This window comes from Massilia sp. HP4, assembly GCF_005222695.1.
In the GTDB taxonomy this organism is placed as follows: Bacteria; Pseudomonadota; Gammaproteobacteria; order Burkholderiales; family Burkholderiaceae_D; genus Telluria.
On sequence record NZ_STGG01000051.1, the window covers coordinates 132,280 to 139,108 of the forward strand.

The following is a 6,829-nucleotide window of genomic DNA, read 5'->3' on the forward strand; positions in this document are numbered from 1 at the left end:
CTTCAGGATGGCATCAATAGGTGGACGGACGGCCGAACACCGGCATGCCCTGTTCGTCCCAGCGCAGCGGCTTGACGAAGGTGTGGCGGTCCGGATTCCAGAGCGGATCGCCGACGATCTCGGTATAGGTGCGCGCGTGGTAGACCAGCATGACGGTATCGTTGTCCTCGGCGTAGGTGAAGCTGTTGTGGCCCGGGCCGTAGATGCCGTGATCGTAGCACGTACGCAGGACCGGCTGCGCCGACTTGGTCCACGAGGCCGGGTCGAGCAGGTCGGCATGTTCGTCGGCCCACAGCAGGCCCATGGCGTAGTTGTGGTCGGTGGCGCTGGCCGAGTAGCTGATGAAGATCTTGCCGTTGCGGCGCAACACCGATGGCCCCTCGTTGACCCAGAAGCCGATGGTTTCCCACTCGTGTTCCGGCTTGCTGAGCAGGATCGGCTCGCCCTCGATCTGCCACGGCGTCTTCATCGGCGCGATATACAGGTTCGAGTTGCCCTCGATCGCGACATCCTTCTGGGCCCACAGGTAGTACAGCCGGCCCTGGTGGGTGAAGGTGGTGGCGTCGAGGCAGAAGCTGTCGATGCCGGTGTCGACCTGGCCCATGAATTCCCACTCGCCTTCGAGCGGGTTGGCATGGGTGTTGCGGATCGCGTACATGCGGTGCTGGAACAGCTTGTGCTTGATCTCGCGGCTCGGGGCGGCGGCGAAGTACACATACCAGGCGCCCTCGTTGAAATGCAGCTCGGGCGCCCATACCAGTTCGGAATACGGGCCGGTTTCAGGCTTGTGCCAGGCGTCGACCGTCGGCGCGCCGGCCAGGCCTTCGATGGTGGTGGCGCGGCGCAATTCGATGCGATCGTAGAGCGGGACCGAGGCAGTAAAGTAATAGTAGCCGTCGCTGTGCTTGTAGATATAGGGATCGGCGCGTTGCTCGATCAGGGGCTTGATGATGGTTTCTTGCATGTGGATTCTCTTGGATGAGTTCAGGTAGTGGCGTAACCCTGGGCGCGCATGTCTTCCTTGACGGTGCTGTAGTAATCGTCGCTGATCCGGTACTTGAACATCAGGATCCCCATCAGGAAGTGGAAGAAGCCCGGGATCACCGACAGCATCAGGGCAATGCCCTGCAGCGCCAGCGCCGATTGTTCCTGGTTCGGCTGGTACTGGAACACGTCGAGCAGCACGCCGACCATGCCGCCGGCGATGGCCATGCCGGCCTTCTGGCACACCGAGATGCCGCCGAAGGCGAAGCCCGACACGCGCTTGCCGGTCTTGACATGGCCGTAGTCGATGGTCTCGGCAATCGCCGACCAGAACACCGGCGCATGCAGGTCGACCACCAGCGACAGCAGGAAGTACAGCACGAAGGCCAGCACCAGGTCGCCGGGCTGCACCAGGAAGTAGATCATCAGGCTGAGCACAGCCACCATGATCTGCGAATTGCGGAACAGCTTGACCTTGCAATAAAACTTGGTCGTCCAGGTGGACACCACCATCGCCAGGATCGCCGCCGCCACCCCGGTGGACAGGAAGGCCGACACGGTTGCGGTGTCGCCACCGAGATAGTACTTGGCGTAGTAGATCGCCACCGAACCGCGGATCACGTAGCCGATGGTGCCGGTCACGCAGACCGCGCACAGGATCAGCCACTGGTCGTTTTTCAGCAGCACGCGCACCTGGTCCATCAGGGGCTGCTTCTCGACCTTGTGCACCACGCGCTCGGTGGTGGTGAGGAAGCAGAACACGAACAAGGCCACGCCCACCACCGCCATCACCGCCATCGCGGCCTGGTAGCCGGCGGCGGGATTGGCGCCATCCCACTTGCTAGCCAGGATCGGCACCACGATGGTCACCATGAAGGCCCCGACCTTGGCGAAGAACAGGCGGTAGCCGTTGGCCGACAGGCGCTGCTTCGGGTCCGAGGTCAGGCCGCTGATCAGCGAGATGTACGGGATGCCCACGCCGGCCGTCATCAGGGTCATCAGGATATAGGTCGAATACGCCCAGATGAGCTTTGCATCATAGCCCCAGTCGGGCGTCGAGAACACCAGGAACACCGACAGGCCATACGGCACCGCGAGCAGCAGCAGCCATGGCCGGTAACGCCCCCAGCGCGTCAGCACCGAGTCGGTGACCTGCCCCATCGCCAGGTCGGCCACCGCGCCGACCACCTTGACCGCGACGAACAGGGCCGCCAGGTCGGCGGTGCGCAAGCCGTAGATATCGGTGTAGAAGAAGGTGATGATCAACATCATCGACGAGATCACCACATTGAGCGCCATGTCACCGGCGCCGAAACCGACTTTTTCGAGGGTCGAGAGTTTTTGAGTTTGCATGTTTCACCATCCAATCCAGACAAGCCGGGGCGCTGGCGGAAAATCCGCGCAGCGCCCCTTCGCACTTCAACTACAGATTGAGAACAACTCAGTTACGCCAGCGCAGGGCCAGGCCCACCACCCGGTCGTAGCGGCGCACGTCGCGCGGCAGTTGCGGCACGCTGTGGTAGTCGTGGTAGGACTGGTCCAGCAGGTTGCTGCCGTCGAGCGTCAAGGTCAGGTTGTCGGTCAGTTTGTACGAGACCGAGGCATCCAGCGTCTTGAGCGGATCGACCACGATGTTGTACGGCAGCGCGCGGTAGTTGTACTCGGCGGTAAACCTGTCGCGCCAGCTGTAGGCCAGGCGCGCCGACCACTTGCCGTATTCGTACAGGCCCACCAGGTTGGCCGACAGCTTGGACATGCCGGCGAAGGTGTTGATGGTGCCGTCGGCCTCCGCCAGGCCGCCGTCCATCCAGGTCACGTTGGCCTGCATGCCGAAGCCGCCCAGCCAGCCCGGCAACTGGGTATAGAACTGCTGGTAGGCCAGCTCGGCGCCCTTCAGCTTGCCCTCGACCGCGTTGTACGGACGGCTGACATTATAGGTATCGCCATCGTGCACTTCCGGCCGCGCGCTGCGGCGCAGGTAGTTGTCGTAGTCGTGCTGGAACAGCGTGCCGGTGATCGAGCCGGCCGGCGCGAAGTACCACTCCAGGGCAACGTCGACGTTGCGCGATTCTTGCGGCTTGAGGTCAGGGTTGCCGGCGGTGCCGGTCGCCAGGGTGGTGGTGGTCGACGGGAACAGCGCCAGGCCCGGGTTGTAGTCGGCGAACGGCGCGCGCTCGATCGCCTTGCTGGCCGACAGGCGGCCGATCAGGTCTTGCCTGAAGTGAGCCCGCATCGACAGGCTCGGCAACACGTCGTTGGTGGTGGACGACACTGTGACCGGCGACAGCACGCCCTCGCGCGCCGAATAGCCGCTGATGCGCTGCTTGGTTTTCACGTAACGCAGGCCGGCGGTGCCGTCGATCGGCAGCGACCAGGCGTCGAAGCCGAAGTTGGTCTTGAGGTAGACCGCGCTGGTCTTTTCCTGGTCTTCGAAGAACGACTGCGGATTGTCCGGCCGCGGGTCGCGGTCGCCGCGGATCGCCTGGCGGATGTCGCCGGTGTTGTCGAGCAGGTAGTCCATGCACGGCGCATAGAACTGGTTCATGCCGTAGTTGCCGCCGGTCTTGGCGCTGGTGCAGTTCAGGCCCGGGAAGTCGGTGACCTTGATCGCATTGGGCGACCACAGGTTGGGAGCCGGCGAGTGGCCATTGAGTTCGTGGACGAAGTTCGCGTCGCGTTCGGCATAGCGCACGCCGCCGCTGATCTCCTTGAAGAAGCCGTCGGCTTCCGGGGTCCAGGCCACGTCGCCGCGCCAGTCATTGGCCGCGCCGCGCGAGCGGTTGTGGTTGTCGAACAGGGCGAACATGGTCCAGTTGGCCGGGTCGGTCATGTCGGTGCCCGGGTACTCCAGGAAGCCGCCGCCGTCGCGCACCTCGGCATGGATGGCCTTGGAGCGGTCCATGACGGTGTCCAGGATCGGGTTCTTCATATTGTGCTTGCTGATCGTGCGAACCAGCTCGGTGCTCACGCGCACGCCGGGCATCGCCTTCCAGATCGCACCGATGGCGCCCTGGTGGCTCTCCGAGACCTCGCGCCGCGCCTGGGTCGAGCTCAGGGTGAAGGTGTTCACGTTCGGGTTGCTGATCGAACCCAGGTAGTTCGTGCCCGGAATCGTCGTCACCGTCGAACCCGGGTTGTTGATCGGCAGGTCGCCCACGAAGAAGTTGCTCTGCGAGTCGTGCTCGATCCGGGTCGAGAAGGTTTCGGCATACACCTCGAGGTCGCGCGAGACGCGCCACTGGGCCGACAGGTTGCCGGCCAGGCGCTCGCGGTCGCCATTGCTCATCACGCGGCCCATCGACGGCGCGCCGATCACGCCATCGTCGAGCGTGCGCGGTTCGCCGACGAAGGCGGTTTCGTCGTGATAGCGGCCGCGCTGGTAGGACAGGCCGCCCAGCACGCCGATCTCGCCAATGCCGGTCTTCCAGCGGTTCGACAGCAGGCCCGAGACGTTCGGGTCGATCTTGTCGGCTTTGTCGCGGTGCTCGCCGCGCACATTGATGGCCGCCTGTGCGCCCTTGAAGTCGAACGGACGGTTGGTGCGCACGTCGATCACGCCCGAGGTGCCGCCTTCGACCATGTCGGCGCCCTGCGACTTGTAGACGTCCACGCGCTGCAGCATCGCCACCGGCACGTCGGCCAGGAACAGGCTGCGGCCGGCCGCGGTGAACATCTCGCGGCCGTTGTACAGGGTCTTGATGCCGCCCAGGCCGCGGATCACGACGTTGCCGGCTTCGCCGTTCTGGCGGATGACCTGTACGCCCGGCACCCGGCCCAGGATCTCGGCCACGTTCTTGTCGGGGAATTTGCCGATGTCGTCGGCGACGATGGAGTCGAGCACCTGCTCGGCGTTGCGCTTGATATTCTGGGCGCTCTGGGCCGCCTGGCGGGTGCCGGTGACGGTGACGACCGATGCGCTGCTATCGACCTGGGCGCGGGCGGCGTTGGTCTCGGCATTCGACGGTGCGCTGGCCGCAGCGGCGTCGGCCGGGGCGACTTCCTGGGCGCCGACGGTGGCCGCGCTCATCAGGCCGGCGCCGGCAAGGGCTGCGACGGTGGCGCGCAAGGCAAAGCGTCGGCGGGAAGTGCGGGAAAGTGCGGGCGCAGCAAAGCCCGGTGCATACCGTTTCATATGTCTCCTTTTTGTCGTTATATGCCGTTATCCGGCTGTATTTATTACATGCTTGACGGTAATGGTAGGCGTTGCCCTGAGAACGTTCCAATCAATTTTTCCGGCGCTCCGATACCGATTTATGTATCGACGCCGGTGTCAAGTTCTTTGCGTCAACGCACGGAGAGCCGCGTGGATGCACTGCACTACTGCGGTGCAAAAAGCGCATAAGCATAGTGCAACCGTCACTGGTTGCGTAAGCCGTTGCGGACCCGCGGTGGCGTGGGTTGGGCTATATGCACGCTTGGCGAAGTCCGGTTCCCGGCGGCGCCACAGAGCGAGCTGCACCTTTATTGCGCATTGCAGCAGATATCAATGGTGAAAATGTGGCGTTATTGCAACGCAATAAGTTAATCATAGGCAATTTTTTGAGAGGCCACCGCTGCTGCCCGCGCTCGCCCAACAAGCCCCATGATGACAGGCTTCCCCTATGAAAACGGTGTCAAAAAGGGGCCTGCCGAACTTGTCAATTGGGGGTTTCGACCCCGTTCCGATTGGATGCGGGCCGATGACAAATGTCCGTCTGGCATGTCATGATGGATAGGCTATTTCACAAACATACATTGGAGAGACATCCATGAAGCACAAAATTCTTGCCATCGCCCTCGTGTCCGCACTGCCGCTGGCCGCCCACGCTCAAACCAGCGTCACCATGTACGGCATGATCGACGCCTCGATCGGCGTCGAAAACAACGATGCGCCAGGCGAAAGCAGCCGCACCGTCGTGTCGTCGGGCACCCAGTCGGCTAGCCGTCTCGGTTTCCGTGGTACCGAAGACCTGGGTAATGGCCTGAAAGCACTGTTCAACATCGAAGCCGCGATCAACGCCGACACCGGCGCGACCAACTCGCGTCTGTTCGATCGCCGCGCCGTGGTCGGCCTGCAAGGCGCCTTCGGTACCGTGACCGTCGGCCGCGAATACGGCCCGATCGCTGCCGTCGCCGGCGCATCGGACATCCTGGGCCAGGGCTTCTACGGCACCAACCTGGCAGCCTTCGGCGCCAACCGCCTGACCCGTCGCCTGGACAACTCGATCAACTACCAGAGCAACGCCCTGAACGGCTTCACCCTGCGCGCAGCCTACGGCGCGGGCGAGCGTAACGAAACCACCACCCAGGACACCGGCGACATCACCGGCGTGGCACTGGAATACGCGAACGCGGGCTTCTACGTCGGCGCCGGCTACCAGAACAAGGAAGACCTGCCATCGGGCGACAGCAAAGAGTACAACTTCGGCCTGGGCTACAAGTTCGGTAACTTCGAACTGCGCGGCGGTTACATGGCTGCCGATCCTGAATTCGCCACTGGCATCGACAACAAGTACGAACAGATGAACGCCGGTGTGTCGTACGGCTTCGGCGCCAGCCGCGTCTACCTGAACTACCAGCAGCAAGAGCAGGAAGTGGGCGATGCGGAAGGCAAGGCAGTCACCCTGGCCTACACCTACACCCTGTCCAAGCGCACCAACGTGTACGCGTCGTACGCCAAGCTGCGTAACAACGGCAACGGTCTGTTCTCGCTGACCTCGCCAGCGGGCACCATCGCCCTGCCAGCAGGCGCACAAGGTTCGGACCCACAGGTCTACAACGTCGGCCTGCGTCACTCGTTCTGATCGACGCTCGATCGTGCCGGGTGCTCGCACCCGGCACGATCGGCAAACAAAAACGGCAAGCC

General features: G+C 63.4%; 4 protein-coding genes. 1 reads left to right on the plus strand and 3 read right to left on the minus strand.

Translation table 11 applies throughout. The features are described 5' to 3' along the window. Positions 1-13 precede the first annotated feature (13 nt). The 3 genes from E8M83_RS19905 to E8M83_RS19915 all read right to left on the minus strand — a co-directional run bounded on the left by E8M83_RS19905 (position 14) and on the right by E8M83_RS19915 (position 5,116). Complete coding sequence (locus E8M83_RS19905) at positions 14-964, minus strand: family 43 glycosylhydrolase (protein WP_137175086.1); 951 nt, start codon at positions 962-964, stop codon at positions 14-16. A 20-nt stretch (positions 965-984) separates the two neighbouring features. Further along, on the minus strand, positions 985-2,337 hold the full coding sequence (locus E8M83_RS19910; protein ID WP_137175087.1) for an MFS transporter: 1,353 nt from the start codon (positions 2,335-2,337) through the stop codon (positions 985-987). An 88-nt stretch (positions 2,338-2,425) separates the two neighbouring features. Continuing rightward, complete coding sequence (locus tag E8M83_RS19915) at positions 2,426-5,116, minus strand: TonB-dependent receptor (protein WP_137175088.1); 2,691 nt, start codon at positions 5,114-5,116, stop codon at positions 2,426-2,428. Between the two features lie 616 nt (positions 5,117-5,732). On the opposite strand from E8M83_RS19915, the gene E8M83_RS19920 reads away from it, so the two are divergent. Next, a complete protein-coding gene (locus E8M83_RS19920) occupies positions 5,733-6,767 on the plus strand; it encodes a porin (protein WP_137175089.1) in 1,035 nt (344 codons plus the stop codon). The last annotated feature ends 62 nt before the right edge of the window (positions 6,768-6,829 follow it).

What these genes read in the sequence shown, in the direction of transcription:
- E8M83_RS19915 (WP_137175088.1), bottom strand. Translation starts at nt 5,116, where the DNA reads ATGAAACGGTATGCACCGGGCTTTGCTGCGCCCGCACTTTCCCGCACT.
- E8M83_RS19920 (WP_137175089.1), top strand. Translation starts at nt 5,733, where the DNA reads ATGAAGCACAAAATTCTTGCCATCGCCCTCGTGTCCGCACTGCCGCTG.
- E8M83_RS19910 (WP_137175087.1), bottom strand. Translation starts at nt 2,337, where the DNA reads ATGCAAACTCAAAAACTCTCGACCCTCGAAAAAGTCGGTTTCGGCGCC.
- E8M83_RS19905 (WP_137175086.1), bottom strand. Translation starts at nt 964, where the DNA reads ATGCAAGAAACCATCATCAAGCCCCTGATCGAGCAACGCGCCGATCCC.